This window comes from Streptomyces sp. NPDC111656 (genome assembly GCF_055656965.1).
In genome coordinates, this window is record NZ_JBVKCA010000006.1 from 499,519 (window position 1) to 522,342 (window position 22,824).

At 71.3% G+C, this 22,824-nt stretch carries 20 protein-coding genes; 11 read left to right on the forward strand and 9 right to left on the reverse strand.

The annotated features are described in order from the left end of the window. Nucleotides 1-400: 400 nt before the first annotated feature. Entirely contained in the window at nt 401-1,144 is a 744-nt protein-coding gene (locus tag ACZ7M3_RS21285; RefSeq protein WP_472065127.1) for a uridine kinase family protein, read from the reverse strand. Between the two features lie 119 nt (nt 1,145-1,263). Here ACZ7M3_RS21285 and ACZ7M3_RS21290 point away from each other — a divergent pair, with 119 nt between their 5' ends. Further along, nucleotides 1,264-2,622 carry a peptidase C39 family protein gene (locus ACZ7M3_RS21290; protein WP_472065129.1) on the forward strand — a complete coding sequence of 453 codons (1,359 nt, stop codon included), beginning with the start codon at nt 1,264-1,266 and terminating at the stop codon, nt 2,620-2,622. A 49-nt stretch (nt 2,623-2,671) separates the two neighbouring features. Here ACZ7M3_RS21290 and ACZ7M3_RS21295 read toward each other — a convergent pair whose 3' ends face one another. After that, nucleotides 2,672-4,171, reverse strand: a complete 1,500-nt coding sequence (locus ACZ7M3_RS21295) for a M1 family metallopeptidase (RefSeq protein WP_472065131.1) — start codon at nt 4,169-4,171, stop codon at nt 2,672-2,674. A gap of 246 nt (nt 4,172-4,417) precedes the next feature. Between ACZ7M3_RS21295 and ACZ7M3_RS21300 the strand changes: the two genes are divergently transcribed. Continuing rightward, nucleotides 4,418-4,564, forward strand: coding sequence for an SCO1431 family membrane protein (locus ACZ7M3_RS21300; RefSeq protein WP_351310657.1), 147 nt, complete (start codon nt 4,418-4,420; stop codon nt 4,562-4,564). 170 nt (nt 4,565-4,734) lie between these two features. Then, entirely contained in the window at nt 4,735-5,394 is a 660-nt protein-coding gene (locus ACZ7M3_RS21305; protein WP_351310659.1) for a TetR/AcrR family transcriptional regulator, read from the forward strand. Between the two features lie 51 nt (nt 5,395-5,445). On the opposite strand, the gene ACZ7M3_RS21310 is transcribed toward ACZ7M3_RS21305, so the two are convergent. Continuing rightward, nucleotides 5,446-6,693 (reverse strand): glycoside hydrolase family 18 protein, encoded by a 1,248-nt coding sequence (locus ACZ7M3_RS21310; protein WP_382141926.1) that lies wholly within the window; start codon nt 6,691-6,693, stop codon nt 5,446-5,448. A gap of 351 nt (nt 6,694-7,044) precedes the next feature. Here ACZ7M3_RS21310 and ACZ7M3_RS21315 point away from each other — a divergent pair, with 351 nt between their 5' ends. From ACZ7M3_RS21315 to ACZ7M3_RS21325, 3 genes are all read left to right on the forward strand, one after another. Beyond that, a complete protein-coding gene (locus ACZ7M3_RS21315) occupies nt 7,045-8,238 on the forward strand; it encodes an acyl-CoA dehydrogenase family protein (RefSeq protein WP_472065134.1) in 1,194 nt (397 codons plus the stop codon). Between the two features lie 423 nt (nt 8,239-8,661). Next, a complete protein-coding gene (locus ACZ7M3_RS21320) occupies nt 8,662-9,789 on the forward strand; it encodes an Rv3169 family protein (protein WP_472065136.1) in 1,128 nt (375 codons plus the stop codon). An 11-nt stretch (nt 9,790-9,800) separates the two neighbouring features. Beyond that, entirely contained in the window at nt 9,801-10,913 is a 1,113-nt protein-coding gene (locus tag ACZ7M3_RS21325; RefSeq protein WP_472065138.1) for a phosphotransferase family protein, read from the forward strand. Between the two features lie 13 nt (nt 10,914-10,926). Here the strand turns inward: ACZ7M3_RS21325 and ACZ7M3_RS21330 are convergent, their stop codons facing one another. Next, complete coding sequence (locus tag ACZ7M3_RS21330) at nt 10,927-11,364, reverse strand: hypothetical protein (RefSeq protein WP_472065140.1); 438 nt, start codon at nt 11,362-11,364, stop codon at nt 10,927-10,929. Between the two features lie 267 nt (nt 11,365-11,631). Here ACZ7M3_RS21330 and ACZ7M3_RS21335 point away from each other — a divergent pair, with 267 nt between their 5' ends. The 4 genes from ACZ7M3_RS21335 (at nt 11,632) to fxsA (ending at nt 15,778) form a co-directional block, all read left to right on the forward strand. Next, nucleotides 11,632-12,072, forward strand: coding sequence for an Lrp/AsnC family transcriptional regulator (locus ACZ7M3_RS21335; RefSeq protein WP_028803629.1), 441 nt, complete (start codon nt 11,632-11,634; stop codon nt 12,070-12,072). A gap of 47 nt (nt 12,073-12,119) precedes the next feature. Continuing rightward, nucleotides 12,120-13,736 (forward strand): amidohydrolase, encoded by a 1,617-nt coding sequence (locus tag ACZ7M3_RS21340; protein WP_472065143.1) that lies wholly within the window; start codon nt 12,120-12,122, stop codon nt 13,734-13,736. A gap of 539 nt (nt 13,737-14,275) precedes the next feature. Further along, a complete protein-coding gene (locus tag ACZ7M3_RS21345; RefSeq protein WP_351310674.1) occupies nt 14,276-15,070 on the forward strand; it encodes a polyprenol monophosphomannose synthase in 795 nt (264 codons plus the stop codon). A gap of 132 nt (nt 15,071-15,202) precedes the next feature. Continuing rightward, complete coding sequence (fxsA, locus tag ACZ7M3_RS21350; RefSeq protein WP_472065145.1) at nt 15,203-15,778, forward strand: FxsA family membrane protein; 576 nt, start codon at nt 15,203-15,205, stop codon at nt 15,776-15,778. A gap of 202 nt (nt 15,779-15,980) precedes the next feature. Here fxsA and ACZ7M3_RS21355 read toward each other — a convergent pair whose 3' ends face one another. From ACZ7M3_RS21355 to yczE, 4 genes are all read right to left on the reverse strand, one after another. Next, nucleotides 15,981-16,355: an RNA polymerase-binding protein RbpA gene (locus tag ACZ7M3_RS21355; protein ID WP_003977404.1), complete on the reverse strand. Its 375-nt coding sequence runs from the start codon at nt 16,353-16,355 to the stop codon at nt 15,981-15,983. 255 nt (nt 16,356-16,610) lie between these two features. After that, nucleotides 16,611-17,960, reverse strand: coding sequence for an MFS transporter (locus ACZ7M3_RS21360; protein ID WP_472065147.1), 1,350 nt, complete (start codon nt 17,958-17,960; stop codon nt 16,611-16,613). 43 nt (nt 17,961-18,003) lie between these two features. Further along, nucleotides 18,004-18,771 (reverse strand): glycerophosphodiester phosphodiesterase, encoded by a 768-nt coding sequence (locus ACZ7M3_RS21365; RefSeq protein ID WP_472065149.1) that lies wholly within the window; start codon nt 18,769-18,771, stop codon nt 18,004-18,006. Then, nucleotides 18,768-19,457 carry a membrane protein YczE gene (gene yczE / locus ACZ7M3_RS21370; RefSeq protein WP_472065151.1) on the reverse strand — a complete coding sequence of 230 codons (690 nt, stop codon included), beginning with the start codon at nt 19,455-19,457 and terminating at the stop codon, nt 18,768-18,770. Before yczE ends, ACZ7M3_RS21365 begins: the two co-directional genes overlap by 4 nt. Nucleotides 19,458-19,591: 134 nt before the next feature. On the opposite strand from yczE, the gene ACZ7M3_RS21375 reads away from it, so the two are divergent. Then, nucleotides 19,592-21,091 (forward strand): SCO1417 family PLP biosynthesis transcription factor, encoded by a 1,500-nt coding sequence (locus ACZ7M3_RS21375; RefSeq protein ID WP_121416749.1) that lies wholly within the window; start codon nt 19,592-19,594, stop codon nt 21,089-21,091. Between the two features lie 141 nt (nt 21,092-21,232). Here the strand turns inward: ACZ7M3_RS21375 and ACZ7M3_RS21380 are convergent, their stop codons facing one another. Continuing rightward, nucleotides 21,233-22,798, reverse strand: a complete 1,566-nt coding sequence (locus tag ACZ7M3_RS21380; RefSeq protein WP_472065153.1) for a P-loop NTPase family protein — start codon at nt 22,796-22,798, stop codon at nt 21,233-21,235. Nucleotides 22,799-22,824 lie beyond the last annotated feature (26 nt).

Here is a 22,824-nt window from a genome sequence, read left to right on the forward strand (position 1 = left end):
GAACGGGCCGGTGCCCGTCGGCAGCTTTGGTCGAACCCCTGTGCCGCGGACGGGAGTTGCAGCGGTGCGCAGAGCAGCCGTCCGAAGGTCGCACCGAGAGGCATCGTACCTGCGGTTCATGGGCGTGCCGAAGGGTGCCGCACGCCCCCGTTCCACGAGGTGGAAGCAGATGGGGCGCACTCGACTCGGTGACCGAGGGTGAGCGAATCGCGGCGCCGAGCGCCCGAAAAGAGAGGGTGTGGGCAGAACGAAGCCCCCGATCACGGGGGAACAACCGGGGGCTTCGCGACTGCGGGCGGCTTCGAAAGGCCGCACATTCAGAACGTAAGTCCTGTACGGCCCCCCGGTCAAGCCGAGTTGAGGCACTGAGGGAACTTCCCTCGCGAGGCTCTTCACAAGTTCAGCACATTGCGGATGATCCGTCACCGTGAGTGAGGGGCTGGTCCGGTCCAGCGGTCCCAGGGGGTCCCGAAAGCACCTCGTATCCCTCAGAACACTGCCGCACCAGAAGATCGGCAAAGGGTTTTGAGGGATCCTCGACGAAGTGCTGACGCTCGGCGGCGACCCACCCGGCCCAGAACGCGCTCTGCGCCTCGCCGTCCCGTCGCCGCCCTCGCGTCCAGGCCTCGTCGCGCGCCAGTTCCATCCACAGCAGCCGCGCGAGATACGGGCGCAGCGCCCGGCGCCCGGCGCCGACCCCCTCCAGCAGGATCACGGGCGCGGGCGGCAGTTCGCGGACCGGACCGAAGGCGCGGGCGCCCCAGTCGTACGGGACGTAGCGCGCCGTCTCGCCGCGGCTCAGCGGCTCGACCACCTGGCGCAGCAGTCGCCGGGTCCAGCCGAACAGCTCCTCGTGCGTCGCGATGTCGTCGAGGTGCAGCACGGGCGCGTCGCCCAGCGCCGCGGCCAGCCGCCCGGCGAAGGTGGTCTTCCCGGAGCCGGCGTGCCCGTCGACACCGATCAGGCGGACGGGTCCGCAGGAGGGCGGCAGGGCACGCAGGCGCGCGGCGAGGTCGCGAATGACGGTTCCCGAGGTGCGGCGAGATGCGGGCGCATCCGCCCGGCGGGCACACGCACCCCTGTACGGGGAACACTCTAGTGGCGGCGGGCGCGCCCCCACCGGAACCGAGGCCGCGCAGGTCATGCCAGTGGTTCCGACCAATATTGGTGGGCGCGGCACAGGTCGAAGTGCTGGCAGGAGCCGCCTTCCACCGTCCATAGTGGGGAGCCGCCGCTTCCGGACGAACTGGGGGTTCCCCACCCATGACCAGAGTTTCAGAGCCGTCCCGCAGAGCCCTGCTGGCCGTGGCGGTCGCCGCCGCGGCGACCGCCACGGCGGGCTCCGCGGCCGCGGCCACGCCGGCCGGGGCGGTGCACAGGTACGCGGGTCCGGGTCTCGTGGACAACCAGGCCTGGACCTCGTACGCCGACTGGCGGACCGGCACCGCGAAGGGCACGCGGGCCCTCGCGGCAGCCCGTCCCGGCCTGGTGATCGAGACCCCCGCCGGCACCACGAACTACACCGACCCGCACACCGGGAAGACCGCGACCTGGGAGTACGCGACCTGGACCTCCCCGGTCCACCGGCTCGCCGTCCCCGCCACCGAGGCCATCGCCTCCTGGAACGCGCACACCCCGGCGGGCACCTGGCTCCAGGTCGAGCTCACGGGCACGTACTCCGACGGCACCGCCACCCCCTGGTACGTGATGGGCCGCTGGGCGGCCGGCGACCAGGACATCAAGCGGACCTCCGTGGACGGCCAGAAGGACGGCAGGAGCAGTATCGGGACGGACACCTTCGCGATCGACGACGCGGCCTCGGGCCTGCGCCTCGTCTCGTACCGGCTCCGTCTCACCCTCTACCGCACCCCGGGCTCCGGGCTCACGCCCACGGTCTGGCGGCTCGGCGCGATGGGCTCCGACATCCCCGACCGCTTCACCGTCCCGGCCTCCACTCCCGGGCTCGCGAAGGAGTTGCCGGTTCCGCGCTACTCCCAGGAGATCCACGCGGGCCAGTACCCCGAGTACGACAACGGCGGCGAGGCCTGGTGCAGCCCCACCTCCTCGCAGATGATCATCGAGCACTGGGGGCGCAGGCCCACGCCGGAGCAACTCGCCTGGGTCGACCCGTCCTTCGCCGACCCGCAGGTCTGCCACGCGGCCCGCTTCACCTACGACTACCAGTACGGCGGCTGCGGCAACTGGCCCTTCAACGCGGCGTACGCGGCGACGTACAAGGACCTCCAGGGGGTGGTCACCCGCCTCCGCTCGCTCACCGACCTGGAGACGCTGATCGCCGCCGGCATCCCGGCCATAACGTCCCAGTCGTTCCTGAAGTCCGAGCTGACGGGGGCGGGGTACGGCACCTCGGGCCACCTCATGACCGTCATCGGATTCACCGCGGGCGGCGATGTGATCGCCAATGACCCCGCCTCGCCGGGCGACGACGCCGTGCGCCGGGTCTACAAGCGGCGCGAGTGGGAGAACATCTGGCTCCGTACCAAGAGGTACAACGCCTCCGGGAACGTCGTCTCCGGTACGGGCGGGGTCTGCTATCTGTACTTCCCGGCGAATCCGTCGGCGGGGCAGAGCGAGGCGCTCAAGGCGGTCGGAGTCCGTTGAGCGAGGGGGCGACCCCCGTGGTGCCGCCCCCTCACTCGGCCTTGGGCCCTCAGCCCTGGACCGGGTTGACCACCCAGTCCGGGTGCTGGGGCATCGGCGGAGTCTTGGCACCGTAGAGCCACGGGTGCAGGAAACCGTCGAGGTCCTGGCCCGCGACCTTGGACGCCAGGTCGACGTAGTCCTGGGTACTGGCGATCTTCCCGCGGTACTCGGTGACCCAGGCCCGCTCGATCCTCCCGAACGTCTCCTGGCCGACCTTCTCGCGCAGCGCGTACAGGACGAGCGTCGAGCCGTCGTACCGCATCCGTTTGAAGAGGTTCGGTTCGGTCGGTTCGGCGGGGGCGCCGTAGTCGTGGCGCCACTGGTCGTGGCTCGCGTACGCCGTCTTCATCGCGGCCTCGAAGCTGTCGCCGCCGTGCGCCTCGGAGTACAGCCGCTCGTAGAAGCGGGCGTGGCCCTCGCTCAGCCACAGATCGGACCAGGTCTTGATGCCGACGCTGTCGCCGGTCCACTGGTGGGTGAGCTCGTGCACCAGGTTGCGCTCGGCGCCGACCCGGTCGCCGAGCAGGTCGGCCTTCGGGATCAGGGAGAGCGTCTGTGTCTCCAGGGCCACGCCCAGGTCGGTGTCGCCGACGAGGAGGCCGTAGCGGTTGAAGGGGTAGGGGCCGAGCCGCTCCTCCAGCCACGCGATGTGCGCGGCCGTGAGCTTGCGGTACTGCTCGGTGGAGGCGACCAGGCCGTCCGGGACCACGTCGCGGATCGGCAGCCCGTGCGGTCCGGTGCTGTCGACGAAGGTGAACCTGCCGATCGCCAGCTGGGCGAGCTGGGTGGCGAGGGGCTGTCCGGAGTCGTACGTCCACTTCACGCGCCCATCCGCCTGCTCGGCGCGGCCGGTGAGCTCGCCGCCCGCGACGGCCGTGAGGCCCGGCGGGGTGGTGATGCGGAAGGTGATCGGGGCGCGCTGACTCGGGTGGTCGTTCGACGGGAAGATCATCTTGGCGCCGTTGGGCTGTGGGTACAGCACCGTGCCGTCCGGCGTGGGGATCCAGCCGTAGTCCTCGATGGCGTCGTCGCGGTGCCGCATCAGGGTCGGGTCGGCGGTGTAGGTGACCTTGACCGTGAAGGACTTGCCCTTGGCGAGCGGCTTCGCCGGGGTGATCACCAGCTCGTCGCCGTCACGCACGGCCTTGGCGGTCGCCCCGTCCACGGCCACCGTGTGCAGGGTGTTGCCCGCGAAGTCCAGGTCGAAGCGGGACAGGGCCTGGGTGGTGGTCGCCTTGACCGTCGTGGCGGCCTCGAAGGGCGTCCTGGGTGCCTGCCAGTCGAAGTCGAGGACGTAGCGGTCCACCCTGTATCCGCCGTTGCCGTCGAGCGGGAAGATCGGGTCGCCGAGGCCCGGCGCACCCGGGGAGGGCGCGACGGACGGGGACGTGGGGGCGGACGGGGAGCCGGCGGCTTGCGAGACCGGTCCCGTCAAGGCGACTGCCACCGTGATCGCCGCCGCCGGAGCGAGGCGGGCTCTGCGGCGAGGCGTCCGGAACGTGCTCATCGAGGACCTTTCGGTTGGCTGACCACTGTCCTGTGAGGAGACCCACACCCCCTGCGCATCGTTGCCGAAAGGCGAGGTATTCGAAGGTGGTCGAAGTGTCCGGCGTGTCCCGTCGAGGTGTTCGAGGTGTCCGGGGTGACCCAGGTCTCTACCGCTGGCACCCGTCCCGGTGGCAAGGTGGTCGGGTCGGTGGGGAGCCGGCGTGAGGCGGGGGATGTCACCGCACCACTACGTCAGCGAGAAACCATGACCACGAGCTCCGCCACCGCCACCCGACTCCGCGCCCGCACCGGCGGTCCCAAGGACGACGGCCCCAAGATCCTCGAACACGTCGCGGGCTGGACCTTCGTCGTGGTCCTCGCGATGCTCGTCACCCAGCTCGGCCTGCTGTGAACCGAACCGGCGGACCTGCCGTGAACTGAACCGGCGGACGCCGGCGCGAGCTGAGCCCACACGACAGTTTCCCCCAAGACCGCGCCCGGTCGATCAGAGTCGAACGAGTGGGTGGTACCGGTCTGCCATACTGCCAACGTCCCGCTGGCAGTCGGAGACTAGGGCTGGAATTGAATCATAGTCAACAGCGCGCCGTCGACCGCCCCCGGGCGCGCGGCACCGATCGCTCACTGGCGCGCCGCGCCGAACTCATCGCCATCGGGCGGAAGTTGTTCGCCGACACGTCCTACGACGCGCTGTCGATGGATGACATCGCCCGCCAGGCGCATGTCGCCAAAGGGCTGATCTACTACTACTTCAAGTCCAAGCGCGGCTATTACCTCGCGATCGTCGAGGACTCGGTCGCGGACCTGGTCTCCCGGGCGGCGAGCGGTCTCGAACTGCCCCCGGTCGAGCGGGTGCACCGCACCATCGACGGCTATCTGCGCTACGCCGAGCACAACCAGGCCGCGTACCGCACGATCATCACCGGTGGAGTCGGCTTCGACACCGATGTGCAGAGCATCCGCGAGGGTGTGCGCGAGGTCATCGTCGAGACCATCGCCGAAGGGGCTTACGGGAGACGCAAGATAGCGCCGCTGCCCCGTATGGCGCTGCTCGGCTGGCTCTACAGCGTCGAGGGTGCGACCCTCGACTGGATCGGCAACCCGGACCTGCCGCGCGACACGGTCCGCGAGCTGCTGGTGAAGATGCTGGGCGGCGCGATGCGCGCGGTCGAGGAGGTCGACCCCACCTACCCGGCCCCGCGGCCGGCCCGCCGGGAGTCCTGAGCGAGGGGCGGGGGCAACCGAACCCCCGCCCCGACTCACTGACGAAACCGGCTAGTTGATCGCCTTGATCAGCTCCCCGTTCGAGGTGTCGCCGCTGAGCTCCCAGAAGAAGGTGCCGCCCAGGCCCTGCTGGTTCTTGTAGGTCATCTTCCCCGCGATGGTCGACGGGGTGTCGTAACTCCACCAGTTCGTACCGCACTTGGCGTACGCCGTGCCGCCGACCGTACCCGTTGCCGGGCACTTCGTCTTCAGCACCTTGTAGTCGTCGATGCCCTGCTCGTACGTTCCCGCCGCCGGTCCGGTGGCCGTGCCGCCGGGGGCCGCCTGGGTGACGCCGGTCCAGCCGCGCCCGTAGAACCCGATGCCCAGCAGCAGCTTCGAGGCCGGGATGCCCAGGCCCTTGAGCTTCGCGATCGTGGCGGAGGTGTGGTAATCCGCCTTGGGGATACCGCTGTACGAGTTCAGCGGGGAGTGCGGAGCCGTGGGGCCGGCCGCGTCCCAGGCGCCGAAGAAGTCGTACGTCATCGGGTTGTACCAGTCGACGTACTGCGCGGCGCCCGCGTAGTCCGCCGCGTCGATCTTGCCGCCCGCGGTGGCGTCCGCCGTGATCGCCGCGGTGACCAGGTTGCCGGAGCCGAACTTCGCCCGCAACGCCGCCAGCACGTTCTTGAAGGCCGCCCTGCCGCTGGTGTCGCAGGTGTTGCCGCAGGCGTTCGGGTACTCCCAGTCGATGTCGATGCCGTCGAAGACGTCCGCCCACTTGGAGTTCTCGACCAGGTCGTAGCAGGACTGCGCGAACGCGGCCGGGTTCCTGGCGGCCTCGCCGAATCCGCTCGACCAGGTCCAACCGCCGAAGGACCAGAGGACCTTGAGGTTCGGGTGCTTCTTCTTCAGCTTGCGCAACTGGTTGAAGTTGCCGCGCAGGGGCTGGTCCCAGGTGTCGGCGACCCCGTCCACCGACTGGTCGGCGGTGTACGCCTTGTCGGTCGCCGCGTAGGCGTCGCCCAGGGCGCACTTGCCACCGGTGACATTGCCGAAGGCGTAGTTGATGTGGGTGAGCTTGGCGGCCGAGCCGGACGTCTCGACGTTCTTGACGTGGTAGTTCCGGTCGTAGACGCCCCATTCCGTGAAGTAGCCGACGACCTTGGAACCGGCGGCCTGCTGGGCCGAGGGGGTCGCGGTGGTCGCGGTGGCGGTGCCCGCGCCGGCGAGCAGCGTGGCGCCGAGGGCCGCGCAACAGGCGGCGGACAGGAGCGCTCGGAGACGGGAGCGGGAGCGGGGGCGGTGCGGTCGGAGCATCGGTTCTCCTCGTGGGGGAGGGGAGTGTGGGGGAGGCATGCTGGGACCTGCGCGTGCTGTTTGGCATGAACGCGGTGAGGCGTTGACGGAACAGTAGGAGGACTAGACCAGTGCGTCAATGGTTCGGACCAATTGGGCGGAGCGGTCGGACCGGTCCCCCTTTCTTTCGGTAAGCGGTCGTTAACTGGTGACTCGGTGCCCCCGAGCGGGCATACTCACAGCGCCACAGCCGCTGATCAGGCCGTTCTCCACCCAGGAACGACAGCATCGGCTGGGCCGTGAGACCCGGCGACGCCGCCCCACCCCTGGCGCGCGTGCGCCGACGCGCCCGACAGGGAGGAGAGCGTCGCCATGCCCGACCGCGCCCCGCAGCCGGTGGACCGTCAACTGCCCACGGACGAGGCCCGGGATCTGATCTCGCTCGTCCGTGACATCGCGCAGCGCGAGATAGCCCCGAAGGCGGCCGAGGAGGAGGACGCCGGACGCTTCCCGCGCGAGATCTTCGGCCTGCTCTCCGATTCCGGCCTGCTCGGACTGCCGTACGACTCCGAGTACGGCGGCGGCGACCAGCCGTACGAGGTCTACCTCCAGGTCCTCGAAGAGCTCGCCATGGCCCGTCTCACCGTCGGCCTCGGCGTCAGCGTGCACACCCTCTCCTGCCACGCCCTGGCGAACTACGGCACCAAGGAGCAGCGGGCCGAGTACCTGTCCGCGATGCTCGGCGGCGGCCTCCTAGGGGCCTACTGCCTCTCGGAGCCGGCCTCCGGCTCGGACGCCGCCTCCCTGCGGACGAAGGCCGTCCGGGAGGGTGGGGGAGAAGCCGAGAGCGGGGGAGACTGGGCGATCACGGGCACCAAGGCCTGGATCACGCACGGCGGCGTGGCCGACTTCTACACCGTGCTCGCCCGCAGCGGCGGCGCGGGCCCGCGCGGCATCACCGCGTTCCTGGTGCCCGGCCACGCCGAGGGGCTGAGCGCCGCCCCGCCCGAGAAGAAGATGGGCATGAAGGGCTCGCCCACCGCGCAGATCCACTTCGACGGCGTACGGGTGTCCGACGGCCGGCGCATCGGTGAGGAGGGGCAGGGCTTCGCGATCGCCCTCGCCGCGCTCGACTCCGGCCGGCTCGGCATCGCGGCCTGCGCCATCGGCGTCGCCCAGGCGGCCCTCGACGAGGCCATCGCGTACGCGACCGGGCGCGAGCAGTTCGGTCGGCCGATCTCCGACTTCCAGGGCCTGCGCTTCATGCTCGCGGACATGGCGACGCAGATCGAGGCGGGCCGGGCGCTCTACCTGGCCGCGGCACGGCTGCGCGACGCGGGGCGGCCCTTCGCCAAGCAGGCCGCCATGGCGAAGCTGCTGTGCACGGACACGGCGATGAAGGTCACCACGGACGCCGTCCAGGTGCTCGGCGGGTACGGCTACACCGCGGACTTCCCGGTCGAGCGCTATCTGCGCGAGGCCAAGGTCCTCCAGATCGTCGAGGGCACCAATCAGATCCAGCGGATGGTCATCGCGCGTCACCTCGCGGGGCCGGAGTCACACTGAACTGCCCGTAGCCGTACAGGACCGGCGGCGCCACCAGCCGGACCCACTCCGGGTCGTGGCGCCCCGGCAGCGTGCGGCCGCGGTCGGCCCAGGCGCGGATCAGTGCGCGGTAGATGGGGGGATCCTGGGGCGCCGGCGCGGCTGCTGCCGGCCGAACCGATTCTGCCGGAACCGGTACGAAGATCCGGCGAGGCCGCTCGGTCGCCGCGTATGTGGGGGTCATACCGGGGCAACGCGCGGGCGATTGCGCAGGTCACCCGCCCGCGTAATCGAGCGTGGGTTCGCGGTGGGCCCGTACGGGGGGCGCCCCCGACGTGCAGGTGTCTGGCCCCGGGCCGCCATCTGACGTACCGTCAACTGGCGCCGCCGGGGGCCGCACCCCTCCGGGTGACGTCAACAGCCGTGCCCCCAGGGAGGCCTGCCGTGCCCGACGACCGCCCCGTTGCCCTCGACGAGTACCCCGTGCACCAGGTGCCCCTGTCCATGAAGCACCTCGCGACCGGGGACCGGAACGCGTACGACCGCTGTATCTTCCACGTTTTCGACCACCAGGGCCGGGCGCTGCTGATCCTGGGTCTCGGCGTCTACCCGAACGTCGGGGTCGTCGACGCCTACGCCACCCTGCGACTCGGCGACCGCCTGCACGCCGTGCGCGCCTCGGACGCGCTAGGGGACGACCGGATGCGCCTCGCCGTCGGCCCGCTGCGCATCCTCGTCGAGCGCCCCCTGAGGACCTTCGTGCTGAGCTGCGCGGCCGATCCCGCCGACCCGGAGGGACTGTCGTACGAGATCACCTGGACGGCGGACTTCCCGGCCCTGTGGGAGCCGCACCACCTCCAGCGGCGCGGCGGCCGGCTCACGCTGGAGGGCAAGCGCTTCGTGCAGGCGGGGCACTGCGAGGGCTGGATCCGGATCGGCGGCGAGGAGATACGCCTGGAGCGCGGCCGCTGGACCGGCACCCGCGACCGCAGCTGGGGCGTGCGCCCGATCCCGGGGGAGGAGGGCGGCCGGCTCGCGGAGGAGAACCCGACGGAGGGCTTCCACTGGCTGTGGTGCCCGGTCCGGTTCGAGGACCGGTTCCTGATGGTCGTCGTCCAGGAGGACGGCGACGGCTACCGGACGCTGAACGACGCGACACTCGTACGCAACGCGGAGCGCGATCTGCAACTCGGCTGGCCCCAGGCCGACATCACCTATCGCCCCGGCAGCCGCCACCCCACGTCCGCCGTCATCCACCTCACCCGCCCGGGCGACCGCAAGCCCATGGAGCTGGACGTGGAGGTGCTCACCTCCTCCCCGCTCGCCGTCGGCGCCGGCTATCCGCCCGCCGACGACTGGCAGCACGGCACCTGGGTCGGGCGCGACTGGACCGACCGCCGCGCCTACGACCTCTCCGATCCGTCCGCACACCCCCGCGCCGCATACGGGGTGATCGACCACGCGGCCCGCTGCACGCTCGACGGGCAGGTAGGCCACGGGATCTTCGAACACGGCTCGTTCGGCCGCCACGATCCGAGCGGCTTCACCGGCTTCGACTCGGTCGCGCCCTGAGGGGGAACGAGATGGCCACGGCACCGCGCCCGCGCACGACCACCCGCGACCCGGAGGAACTGGGCCGACGGTTGACCACCTGGCTCACCGCCCGCCTCCCGGGCGCCAGGGCGGCCAACGTCACCGTCCCCGAGTCCAACGGCATGTCCAGCGAGACCCTGCTCTTCGACATCGAGCACCCCGAACCTCCGCTGACCGCCTGCGCGTTGAGGCTGGCGGCGGACCCGGCGGCGTACACCGTCTTCCCCGTCTACGACATGCCCCGCCAGTACCGCACGATGAGACTGGTCGCCGAGCGCACCGATCTCCCCGTGCCGCGGGTGCTGTGGCTGGAGGAGGACCCCGCCCCGCTCGGCGCGCCGTTCTTCGTCATGGAACGGGTCGAGGGGCGCGTGCCGCCGGACGTCATGCCCTACACGTACGAGGGGAACTGGCTGCACGCGGCGAGCGACCAGGAACGCGAACGGCTGGAGGCGGCCTCGGTGGGGCTCCTCGCCCGGCTGCACGACCAAGTCTCGCTGCCGGAAGCCGACTTCCTGACCTTCCCGGGTGAAGGCAGCCCCCTCCGTCGCCATGTCGAGACCCAACGCGCCTACTACGCATGGGTGATTGACGGGCTGCCACGCTCACCCCTGATCGAGAGCGCGTTCGACCGTCTGGACGAGCTGTGGCCGCGTGACGAGGGCGATGCGGTGCTCAACTGGGGCGACGCGCGCATCGGGAACGTCGTCTACGACGGGTTCGCCCCCGCGGCCGTCCTCGACTGGGAGATGGCGGCCCTCGCCCCGCGCGAGGTCGACCTCGGCTGGACGGTCTACCTGCACCGCTTCTTCCAGGACCTGACGGCGAGCTTCGGCCAGCGCGGACTGCCCGACTTCCTGCGCCGTGACCGCGTCGAGCGGCGCTATGCCGAACTCACCGGCCACACACCCCGGGACATGGACTTCCACACGCTGTACGCGGCCCTGCGGCACGCGATCGTCATGCTGCGCGTCGCCTACCGACAGGTGCACTTCGGCGAGGTCGCCGTACCGCCGGACCCGGACACACTGATCCTGCACCACGGCAGCCTGCGCGCCATGGTGCAGGGCAGTTACTGGGAGGGTCCGGCCGCCGGTCGCTGAACGCGAGGGCCGGTCAGGCGGCCTGACGGCGCGTCTCGGGGACCCGCATCGGGCGCGAGGCCGGGCCGCCGACGTGCGAGAACGGCTGCGTCCGCCAGTCGAGTCCCTGAGGGAGCGTCAACAGGAGGGCGGTGTCCTGCTCCTGAGGCTCCACCGACTCGTCGGCGGGGCGGGCGTCGCCCGCCGCACGGCCCGTGCCGGCACAGACCGTCAGCCCGAAGGGGTTCCACGGCGAGGCGCACAGCGCGTGCTCGGGCAGGCTCTCCTCGTCCGCGAGGAGCGCGATGGGCTGGGCGCAGTCCGGGCAGATCACCCGGTACATCTCGAAGGTGTCGTAGGCGTCGAACTCCTCACCGTCGACGGCGTCGGGTTCGACGCCCTCCGGCTCGGGTTCGACGACCAGCTTGGGCCGGCCGGATGCGGGACGACCAGGGCGCTTCAGACTCTGCATGGGATTCTCCCCCTCGGGTGGGCCGACAAGGCGCTGCGGCCTCGACCACAGCAAGCATTTCCCGTCCCGTCTCTGCGGTAATCACGAGAACATCACGGACCCGGTTGCGGCACTGTGTCGTTCGTCACATGCCGCCCGCAGGTGCCCGGCGTGGTGGATTTGTCCACCAGGCGGTTCACAGTCAGCACTCTGCCACATCACAAAGCGGGTATGACCTGCACCGCTGAGGTATCCGACGAGATCAAGGGCCCTGTAGGTTCTTGCGTCATGGAGGAGCTGGACCGACAGATCGTGCAGCTGCTCGTCGCAGACGGGCGGATGAGCTACACCGACCTGGGCAAGGCCACGGGCCTGTCCACGTCCGCCGTGCACCAGCGGGTGCGCAGGCTCGAACAACGCGGTGTCATCCGCGGCTATGCGGCGGTCGTGGACCCCGAGGCCGTCGGGCTGCCCATGACCGCCTTCATCTCGGTGAAGCCTTTCGACCCGAGCGCCCCCGACGACATCGCGGAACGCCTCGCCGACGTGCCCGAGATCGAGGCCTGCCACAGCGTCGCGGGCGACGAGAACTACATCCTGAAGGTGCGGGTCTCGACCCCGCACGAACTGGAGGAGCTCCTCGCCCGCCTGCGCACCCTCGCAGGCGTGTCGACCCGCACGACCGTGGTGCTGTCGACGCCGTACGAGGCGCGCCCGCCCCGCATCTGACCCACCCGGGGACCGACCGGACACCGGCAGGCGCGAGACTGTTCCCCATGAGTGAGAGCACCGCCACGTCGGACACCGTGCTGTTGCGCGGTGGAGAAGTCCACAGTCCCGCCGACCCCTTCGCCACCGCGATGGTCGTCGAACGCGGACAGATCGCCTGGGTCGGCTCGGAGGGCGCGGCCGACGCCTTCGCCGACGGGGTCGCCGAGGTCGTGGACCTGGAAGGCGCACTGGTCACCCCGGCGTTCACCGACGCCCACGTCCACGCCACTACCACCGGGCTCGCGCTCACCGGCCTCGACCTGTCCCACACGCCCTCCCTGGACGCCGCCCTCGCCCTCGTACGCGAGTTCGCCGCCGCCCGCCCCGCCGACCGGGTGCTGCTCGGCCACGGCTGGGACGCGGCCCGCTGGCCCGGCGGCCGTCCCCCGACACGCGCCGAACTCGACGAGGCGGCCGGCGGACGCCCGCTCTACCTCTCCCGCATCGACGTGCACTCCGCCGTGGTCACCACCGCGCTCCTGGACCTGGTCCCGGGGGTCACCGCACGAGCGGGGTACGCCGCCGACGGCCCCCTGACCCGGGACGCCCACCACGCCGTGCGCGCCGCCGCGCTCGGCGCCGTGACCCCGGCCCAGCGCACCGAGGCCCAGCGCGCCGCGCTCGCCCACGCCGCCTCGCTCGGCATCGGATCCGTGCACGAGTGCGCGGGCCCGGAGATCTCCTCCGAGGACGACTTCACCGGACTGCTGCGCCTCGCCGCCGAGGAAGCCGGCCCCCGGGTCGTCGGCTACTGGGCCGAACAGGATGTCGAAAAGGCCCTGGCGCTGGGCGCGCTCGGCGCCGCGGGCGACCTCTTCGTCGACGGGTCCCTGGGTTCGTACACCGCCTGCCTGCACCAGCCCTACACCGACGCCGACCACACCGGTACCGCCTACCTGGACGCCGCCGCCGTCGGCGCGCATGTGGTCGCCTGCACCGAGGCGGGCCTTCAGGCGGGCTTCCACGCCATCGGGGACGCCGCCGTGACCGCCGTGGTCGAGGGAGTCCGCGCAGCCGCCGAGAAGGTCGGCCTGGCCCGCGTGCGCGCCGCCCGGCACCGCGTAGAGCACGCCGAGATGCTCACCCCGGAGACCATCGCCGGCTTCGCCGAGCTCGGCCTCACCGCCTCCGTGCAGCCCGCCTTCGACGCGCTGTGGGGCGGTGAGGACGGCATGTACGCCCAGCGTCTGGGCGCCGAGCGGGCCCGCGCCCTCAACCCGTTCGCGGCCCTGCTGCGCACCGGCGTGCCGTTGGCCTTCGGTTCCGACAGCCCCGTCACCCCCCTCGACCCCTGGGGCACCGTGCGCGCCGCCGCGTTCCACCGCACCCCGGAGCACCGGGTCTCCGTGCGCGCCGCGTTCACGGCGCATACGCGCGGCGGGTGGCGGGCGATCGGACGGGACGACGCGGGAGTCCTGGTGCCGGGCGCGCCCGCCGACTACGCCGTGTGGCGCACCGAGGAACTGGTCGTGCAGGCCCCCGACGACCGGGTCGCACGCTGGTCGACCGACCCTCGTTCGGGTACTCCTGGACTGCCCGATCTGAGCCCCGGCGGCGACCTGCCGGTGTGCCTGCGTACGGTCGTCGGCGGGCGGACGGTCTTCGTACGGCCGGGCGAGTGATCTCCGGGGGTGGCGCCGCGGTGATCATCCGTCGCCGCCCCGTCGCGCGACCTGCGCATCCTCCGCGCTGACCAGGCAATTGAGGGAAAAACGGCAGGTCAGACGGGTGTTGACAGCTGGCCTCAGGGGGCCGGTAGGTTCGGCCGGGTCCACCACCGGACGTCCGACCGGAGAACTTCCACGCAGTCGCCGGAGCGCCGCTGGGTCAGGGGTGGTGTGCCGCACCGGCGCACCACCACTGGGAGCCAGGCTCAGCGCCAGTGCGACGGCGAGGGAACGTTCATGCCTGTCGGAAGGGTGTGACCCGGGTGGGGCCCGGACGTCCAGTAGACAACGGCTTTCGGTCGATCCGCAGCCAGCGGGTCCCAGGTCGGCCCGAAGGGCGCCGGGCCCCGATCCGCAGTACGGTGCTCCGGCGCGGCGGGCTCTCTCTTACCCGGCTCTTGCCGAATCGACACCCCCGTACTAACGCGCGGACGCGTCAGTGCAGGCTGCGGCCACTATGGTGGACCCCTGCGTACGGACATGAAGGGGCAGTAGTGAACGACGGCGACGGGACCCTCGCGGCAGGAGCCAAGGGGAGGCAGTTCGGCCCGCTCGGCACGGCCTTGGTGATCATCCCGACCTACAACGAGGCGGAGAACATCAAGAAGATCGTCGGCCGGGTACGAGCCTCGGTGCCCGATGCACACGTTCTCGTGGCGGACGACAACAGCCCGGACGGCACGGGCAAGCTCGCCGACGAGCTGGCCGCCGAGGACGACCATGTCCAGGTGCTGCACCGCAAGGGCAAGGAAGGCCTGGGCGCCGCGTATCTCGCGGGCTTCGCCTGGGGCCTGGAGCACGGCTACGGCGTCCTCGTGGAGATGGACGCGGACGGCTCGCACCAGCCCGAGGAACTGCCCCGGCTGCTGACCGCGCTCAAGGGCGCCGACCTCGTGCTGGGGTCGCGCTGGGTGCCGGGCGGGCGGGTCGTGAACTGGCCCAAGTCCCGCGAGTTCATCTCGCGCGGCGGCAGCATGTACTCCCGCCTCATGCTCGACGTGCCGATCCGGGACGTCACCGGAGGCTTCCGCGCCTTCCGCCGCGAGACCCTCGAAGGTCTCGGACTCGGTGAAGTCGCGTCCCAGGGGTACTGCTTTCAGGTGGACCTGGCCCGGCGTGCGGTCAAGTCCGGTTTCCACGTCGTCGAGGTGCCCATCACCTTCGTCGAGCGCGAGCTCGGCGACTCCAAGATGAGCCGCGACATCCTCGTGGAGGCGCTGTGGCGGGTCACCACGTGGGGCGTGGGGGAGCGGGTCGGCCGGATCACCGGCCGGAAGCGCACGTCGTAGGAGCGCTTGTGCGGTGGGGGGCGGGCCCGGGTGGGGTCGCCCCCCACCGCCACTTCGCCCTCACGTCACTCCACAGCCACGGCTGATCATCCGCTTATCCCGTACTGAGCTGTGCCCAGGCACACTGGGTGCATGACGACTGGCGCACCGACCCCTACATACCCCGCGCGGCCGCGGCGATCCCGGCTGCGCGCCTACCTGCCGCTCGGCATCGCCGTCTGGCTGGTACTGGAGATCTGGCTCCTGACCCTGGTCGCGGGCGCGGCGAGCGGTTTCGCGGTCTTCCTGCTGCTGGTCGCCGGTTTCATCCTCGGTTCCGTGGTCATCAAGCGGGCCGGCCGCCGTGCCTTCCGCAACCTCACTGAGACGCTGCAACAGCAGCAGAGCGGGGTGCCTCCCACGACCACGAGCGGGGGCGGCGAAGGCAACGGGCTGATGATGCTCGGCGGTCTGCTTCTGATGATCCCCGGGCTCATCTCCGACGCGCTGGGCCTGCTCCTGCTGATCCCGCCCGTCCAGAAGGCGCTGAGCCGTTACGCCGAGCGCGCCATCGACCGCAGGATCCGCGAGGCCGCGCCGGGCAGCGTCGGTGACGCCTTCCAGCAGGCCCGTATCCATCGCCCCGACGGCAAGGTCGTCCAGGGCGAGGTCATCAGGGAAGAGAACCCGACGACGGACCCGGGCCCGCGGCCGCCACTGAACCGCTGACCACGCACCGGCGCAGTTCCCACCGGCCCTTCAGGGGCGCGGGGAACTGCGCGACCAGCCCCCACCGGCCCGCGGGTGAAAACCCACGGGCTCGGACGGGGGGCGCCGCCACGCGCACAACGCACAGAGCCGCGGGCCCCGTACGACATGCGTACGGCGCTCGCGGCTGCGTGCGTGGTATGCCGCCCAACCCCCGGAGGGGTTACGCGGACTTGCGGCTGTCCCGCGGATGCACCGCGATGTTCATCGCGCCGGAGCGAAGAACGGCCAGACGCTCCTCGAGGACCTCTTCGAGCTCCTCGCGAGTGCGCCGCTCCATCAGCATGTCCCAGTGCGTGCGCGCGGGCTTCGCCTTCTTTTCCTCAGGGCCGTCGCCGTCGACGAGAAGTGCCTGGGCCCCGCAGACCTTGCACTCCCACTCCGGCGGAATTTCGGCCTCCACCGAGAAGGGCATCTCAAACCGGTGCCCCTTCTCGCATGCGTACTCCACGGCCTGGCGCGGGGCCAGGTCGATGCCGCGGTCCGTCTCATAGCTGGTCACTACGAGGCGTGTGCCGCGAAGAGCTCGCTCACTCATGAATCGTGCCTCCCGGGCTTGTCGCCCACAGGACAGGTGTCGCTGTCGTCGTCATCCGGTCAACGTCCGGTCGGCGGTAAAGATTCCCGTTCCGGGTCATGCGTCGCCGTCGTAGCCGCCCCTTGTTGTACCCACCGGCGCCCGGTTTGTCACATCTGGCAGCAGATGTCACCCAACGCTTCAGTATCTTTGACGCGCAGTAACGGTACGCCTGGCAGGCCAAACGCGTACACTACCGGCCTTTGGCCTCAGGTGCTAAATCCTGTCCGGTACGGGATTACCCGCGTCGTGCACGGCCTGCCGCACCGGAACCCTCGCGAGCAGCACGAATCCGATGACGAAGAAGGCCACGAGCGAGATGATCGCGTCCCGATAACTTCCCGTCAGCTGGTAGGTCAAACCGAACAGAAGCGGGCCGAGCCAGCTCATCCCCCGGTCGCTCATCTCGTACGCGGAGAAGTACTCGGCCTCCTTCCCGCTCGGCACCAGATGGGAGAACAGCGAGCGCGAGAGCGCCTGGCTGCCGCCCAGGACCAGGCCGATCCCGGCGGCCAGGACGAAGAACCAGACCGGCGCGCCCGCCGGCAGGAAGTACCCGGCGCCGAGCGTCACGGTCCAGGCGACGAGCGAGCCGAGGATCGTGCGCTTCGCACCGTACGTCCGTGCGAGTCGGCCCATCCCCAGGGCGCCTCCCACCGCGAGCACCTGCACCAGCAGCACGGCGACGATGAGGGTCGACTGGCTCAGCCCCAGCTCCTCCGATCCGTACACCGACGCCTGCGAGATGACCGTCTGGATCCCGTCGTTGTAGACGAGGTAGGCCACCAGGAAGGCGAGGGTGAGCGGTTTGCCCCGCATGTCGCGCACGGTCGCCGCCAGCTGCCGCCATCCGTGCCCCGGCGCCTGCCCCGCGGATGCCGTGGGCCGGTCCCGCAGCCGCTTCAGCGGTACGAGGGTGAAGGCGCCCCACCAGATGCCCGCCGAGGCCAGACAGATGCGGACGGCCGTCGACTCGGAGACACCGAAGGAGTCGTGGGCCGAGTACAGGACCAGGTTCACGACCAGCATCAGCGAGCCCGCCGCGTAGCCGAAGGCCCAGCCGCGGGACGAGACCGCGTCACGCTCCTCGGGCGGGGCGATCTGCGGCAGGTAGGAGTTGTACAGCACCATCGACACGGCCACCGAGGCATTGGCGACGATCAGCAGCAGACCGCCGAGCAGATAGCGGTCGCCGTCCAGGAAGAACATGCCCGTGGTGGCCGCGGCGCCCAGATAGGCGCAGAGCGCGAGCAGGGGCTTCTTGCGGCCGCTGCGGTCGGCGGCCGCGCCCGCCATCGGCATCACGAAGATCGACAGAATGACGGACGCCGAGACCGCGTAGGCGAAGAAGGAGCCGGCGCGGACCGGGATGCCCAGGGGATGGACGAAGCCGTCCGCGTCCGCCGCGTGCTTGGCGACGGATGTGAGGTAGGGGCCCAGGAACACGGTGAGCACGTTCGTCGAGTAGACGGAGCACGCCCAGTCGTAGAAGTACCAGCCACGCTGCTCGCGCCGCCGTTCGGTGACCTCGTCGGTCGCCTGTGCCCGCACGGTCTCGGTGCCCACCCCGTGCCCCTCGCTTCCCGCTGAACGGACCGCGCGAGAGGGCTCAGACCCAGGTGCCCCGGTCCTCCAGGACCCTGCGCAGCGTGTCGATGTGATCGGTCATGATGCCATCGACGCCCAGGTCCAGGAGCCGGTGCATCCGATCGGGTTCGTTGACCGTCCACACGTGGACCTGCAGGCCGCGCGCGTGGGCGGCGCGCACGAAGCGCCGGTCGACCACCGGCACGCCCGACTGGGACTCGGGCACCTGGGCGGCGATCGCCGAGTCGCGCAGCGCGGCCGGGATGCCGTACGAGCGCAGCCGCAGCCCGACGACACCCTTGGTGCCGTACGAGGTCGCCAGCCGAGGTCCGGCCAGACGCTGGGCGCGGAAGACCCGCGCCTCGGAGAACGAGCCGACGCAGACGCGGTCCCAGGCGTCGAGGCGGCCGATGAGGTTCAGCAGGGGGTGGAGGGCGGGCTCGGCCTTGACGTCGACGTTCCAACGGACGTCGGGGAACGTTTCGAGGAGCTCCTCGAAGAGGGGGACCGGTTCCTTGCCCGCCACGCGCGCGTGGCGCACGTCGTCCCAGGGGAGGTCCGCGATCCGGCCCGCGCCGTCCGTCACCCGGTCCAGGGTCGCGTCGTGGAAGGCCACGAGCTTGCCGTCCGACGTGGCGTGCACATCCGTCTCGATGTAGCGGTAGCCCGCTTCCACCGCGCGGCGGAACTGGGCGACGGTGTTCTCCAGACCGTCCGCCGCGCCGCCCCGGTGGGCGAAGGGGATCGGGCCGGGGTGGTCGAGGTACGGATGGCGTATGCGCGGGCTCACCCTGGAAGTATCGCTCGTTCCGGTTGACCGGCGGCAACGACGGTGCTGCCGCCCGGTGCCGGGCGGACGGCGAACACGCGCAGGAAGAGCTGGGCGAGCGGCCCGATCGCGACGGCGTACAGCACCGTGCCGATGCCGACCGTGCCGCCGAGCGCGAATCCGGTGGCGACGACCGCCACCTCGAGGACCGTGCGGACCAGCCGGACCGAGCGGCCCGTACGCCGGTGCAGGCCCGTCATCAGACCGTCACGGGGACCCGGACCGAAGCTGGCCGAGATGTAGAGGCCCGTCGCCACGCCGTTCAGCACGATGCCCGCCACGAGCAGCGGAATCCGTACGGCCAAGGAGTGGGCGTCCGGCACCAGGGCGAGGGTGCCGTCCATGGCGATACCGACCACGAACACGTTGGAGACCGTGCCGAGGCCCGGGCGCTGGCGCAGCGGGATCCACAGGAGCAGCACCGCCGCCCCCACGAAGATCGACACCACGCCGATCGTCAGACCGGTCAGTGCGGCGAGCCCCTGGTGCAGCACGTTCCAGGGCTCCAGACCGAGGCCCGACTCCACCAGCAGGGCCGAACTCGCGCCGTACAGCGCGAGGCCCACGTACAGCTGGACGAGGCGACGAGGAAGCCGTCGTCCGGATCCCCCGCGTTCTTGGCGTGGGGAGGCGGCGTGTGTGGACAAGAGGTACCCCCTGTGGTGTGACCCGTGAGGGTCCGTGATGACCCGCGGTGGTGATGGTGGCCTGGCCCGTGACATTCTGTGGCCTGAAGGAAGGCGCCATCCAAGGCCAATCCGAGGAAGGTGGACTGGGAATCATGACGCAGTGGACTTCGGCGATGGGGGCCGCGCAGCTCGCCCGGCTGCTCAACTCCCAGCAGGAGCGCCCCGCGGGGCCCGGCACCCGCCGCCCGCCCGCCTATCGCGCGCTCGCCGACGGCATCCGGCTGCTCGTCCTCGAAGGCCGGGTTCCGGTCGCCGCGCGGCTGCCCGCCGAGCGGGAGCTCGCGCTGTCCCTCTCCGTCAGTCGTACGACGGTCGCGGCGGCCTACGAGGCGCTGCGCGGCGAAGGGTTCCTGGAGTCCCGCAGGGGAGCGGGCAGTTGGACCGCCGTCCCGGCCGGGAACCCGCTGCCCGCGCGCGGCCTCGAGCCACTGCCGCCCGAGGCCCTCGGCTCCATGATCGACCTCGGCTGCGCTTCACTCCCCGCGCCGGAGCCCTGGCTCACCCGTGCCGTGCAGGGCGCCCTGGAGGAGCTGCCACCGTACGCGCACACGCACGGCGACTATCCGGCGGGGCTGCCCGCGCTGCGCGCGATGATCGCCGAGGGGTACACCGCGCGCGGCATTCCGACCATGCCCGAGCAGATCATGGTGACGACCGGCGCGATGGGCGCGATCGACGCCATCTGTCATCTCTTCGCCGGGCGCGGCGAACGCATCGCCGTCGAGTCGCCCTCCTACGCCAACATCCTCCAGCTGATGCGGGAGGCGGGCGCCCGGCTCGTCCCCGTCGCCATGGCCGAGGGGCTCGCCGGCTGGGACGTGGAGCGTTGGCGCCAGGTCCTGCGCGACGCCGCGCCCCGGCTGGCGTACGTCGTCGCCGACTTCCACAACCCGACGGGAGCCCTCGCGGACGAGGATCAGCGCCGCCGCCTGGTGGACGCGGCGCGGTCGGCGGGGACCGTACTGGTGGTCGACGAAACGATGAGCGAGCTGTATTTGGAGGAGGGGCTGTCGATGCCCCGCCCCGTGTGCGGCTTCGACCCCTCCGGGTCCACGGTCATCACCGTGGGGTCGGCCAGCAAGGCGTTCTGGGCGGGGATGCGGATCGGGTGGGTCCGTGCGGCCCCCGACGTCATCCGCAGTCTCGTCGCCGCGCGCGCGTACGCCGACCTCGGAACGCCCGTGCTGGAGCAGCTGGCCGTGAACTGGCTTTTCAGCACCGGGGGATGGGAGCGGGCCGTGGAGATCCGGCGTGCGCAGGCCCGGGAGAACCGGGACGCGCTAGTCGTCGCCGTGCGCCGTGCGCTGCCCGACTGGGAGTTCACTGTGCCGCGGGGCGGGCTGACGCTGTGGGTGCGCACCGGCGGGCTGTCCGGCTCGCGGATCGCCGAGGCGGGCGAACGGGTGGGGGTACGGGTGCCCTCCGGGCCGCGGTTCGGGGTCGACGGCGCCTTCGAAGGGTATGTGCGGCTGCCGTTCACCGTGGGGGGAGCGGTGGCCGAGGAGGCGGCGGTCCGGTTGGCCGCGGCGGCGCACCTGGTGAAAACGGGCGCGACCGGCGGCAACGAAGCCCCCCGCACGTTCGTGGCCTAGCGGCCGACCGGGACCCCCCAGGTGGTTTCGTCGGCTGCACGTGAGTGGGGGCCGGGGGCGCAGCCCTCGCCCAGGGGCGCGGGGAACTGCGCGACCAGCCCCCACTCACCCGCAGCCGAACTCCACCACCAGGGAGCCCGCTCAGCCCTCCGCCACCGCGGCCTCCGCAGGGATCGGGTCCGCCTCTGCCGGTGCCGGAGTCGTGCGTTCCGGCAGCAGGTCGAGGACGGCGCGTCGATGGGTCTCGCTGGTGGCGTCGTCGTAGGGGTCCGGCGTAGCCGGAACCTGCAGGCGCAGCACGGGACCCGCGCCCAGCCGGGCGTATCCGCGGCCGGGCGGCACCTCCCGCGTAGGAGTGGTGTGCGGCGGCGCGCCGAGGACGGCTTCCAGCTGGACCGGAGACGCCGGACCGAGGACCACGCGCGCGCGGGTGTGCTGCTGCACGGCCTCGCTGACCGCCTCGAGATCCTCGAACTGCTCGGCGATGACGACCGTGACGCCCGCCGCGCGCCCGTGCCGGAGCGGGACCTGAAGGAGTGCCTGGGGATCGTTGCGGCCGTCGGCGGCGGCGAAGTGTCCGAGCGCGCTCGGCCGGTCGAGCAGGATCCACAGGGGGTTCTTGGTGTCGTCGGGGGCGGGGTGCCCCGCCTGCCGCGCACGGTTGGCGGAGATCAGCCGCCGCTCCGTCTCGTTCGCGGCCCACTCCAGACTCGCGAGCGCCCCGGCGAGGCCGGACTCGACGGCGAGGACGCCGGCCCGGCCGGTCAGGCACGCGTACTCGCCGGTGCCGCCGCCCTCGACGATGACGACATCGCCGTACTGAAGGGCCTGGAGCGCGATGGAGCGCACGAGTGTGGTCGTGCCGCTGCCGGGATTGCCGGCGATCAGCAGGTGCGGCTCGGTGGAGCGGATGCCGGTGCGCCAGACGACCGGGGGGACGTCTCGCTGTTCCTCCCCGTAGGTGAGGGGGAGGGTGCGCTGGACGTCGGCCGGGTCGGTGAAGCCGAGGACCGTCTCGCCGGGTGAGGTGACGAATCGCTGGGCGGCGATGTCGGTGGGAAGCGGCGGGAGGACGGTGACGGTGAGCTCGTTGCCCTCCTCGTCCCAGTCGAAGTGGTACTCGCGACCGCGGCCCGACTTGGCGTGCAGAAGCTGCTCGATCCGGGCCCGGGACTCCGCCTCGCCGTCCGTGAAGTACGCCGGGTAGCGGATGAGCAGCCGGGACACGCGCCCGTCGTCGTCGAAGTCGTGCGTGGGGAAGGCCTTCTCCCAGTCGCCGCCGTGGGCGTACAGGGGGGCCGGGTCCTCGGCCACGGAGAAGTACGGGACGAGGGCGTCGTACAACGACTGGAGTCGTTGGATCTGCGCCTCGTCGGGGCCCGTGGGCTCCGACGAGGCCGGCTGACGGCCCGTCCATGCTGCCGCCGCCATCAGGGTGATGGCGGCGAGCAGCGGTCCGTACGGCACCAGCGCCACGACCAGGATCACCGAGGCCACCAGGAACAGCAGCGGCCCGCGCCGGTCCTTGGGGGTGGCGGCCCACTTGCGCCCGCCGGCGGCTGCCAGCCGGCGCAGTCCACGGGTGACCGTGATGAGTGGATGGAGGACGTCGGTGGCGCTGTCGGCTGCCGTTCGGGCCAGCTCCCGGCTTCGGGCGATCTGTGCGCTGCCGTTGCGGAGGATGCGGGGGAGAGGGCGCCGGGCCACTGCTGTCTCCTGAAGGTGCGTGCGAT